Here is a 517-nt window from a genome sequence, read left to right as displayed (position 1 = left end):
GTTCCGCGGGCGGGACGAGTTGGACGAACTTGGCACCGAACACGGTGCTCGAGGCGATCTCCACACCCGTGTTAGACGGAATCAGTTGCAGGTCATCCGGATTCATCGCCAGCTTCAGGGCCGCCTGCCCGTCGGGCAGTGCGTCGATGGAGACGACCTTGCCGACCTGCGCACCGTGCAGCTTCACCTTGGCATCGGGGTTCATCACCAGACCGGCCCGCGGAGAGATGACGGTCACCGACGCGGTGGGCGCGACCCCACCGCGGAACATCACGATGGCGCCGATGACGATCGCGGCGATCACCAGGACCGTGGTCAGACCTGTCAGAAGACGTTTAGCGTCACGCGACATCGGATGCCTTCTCTAGCCGGAGAGGTTGAAGTTGCCGTTGGAGCCATAGACGGCCAAGGAGATCAGCAGCGTGATCGAGACGACGACGATCAGCGACGTCCGCACCGCGTTCCCGACTGCCACGCCCACACCGGCGGACCGGCCGGTGGCGAAGAAGCCGTAGTA

2 protein-coding genes are annotated in these 517 nt (G+C 64.4%); both read right to left on the bottom strand.

From position 1 onward, the window contains the following. The coding region (locus tag RNC47_RS36305) for an MlaD family protein (protein WP_311605130.1) at positions 1 to 352 on the bottom strand (352 nt) is incomplete at its 3' end. Between the two features lie 12 nt (positions 353 to 364). Further along, on the bottom strand, positions 365 to 517 hold a 153-nt coding region (locus RNC47_RS36300; RefSeq protein ID WP_394814958.1), incomplete at its 5' end, for an ABC transporter permease.

This window comes from Streptomyces millisiae (assembly GCF_031845425.1).
Taxonomy (GTDB): domain Bacteria; phylum Actinomycetota; class Actinomycetes; order Streptomycetales; family Streptomycetaceae; genus Streptomyces; species Streptomyces millisiae.
Note: the sequence above shows the minus strand (reverse complement) of the source record. Positions and strands in the feature narration are given on the sequence as shown.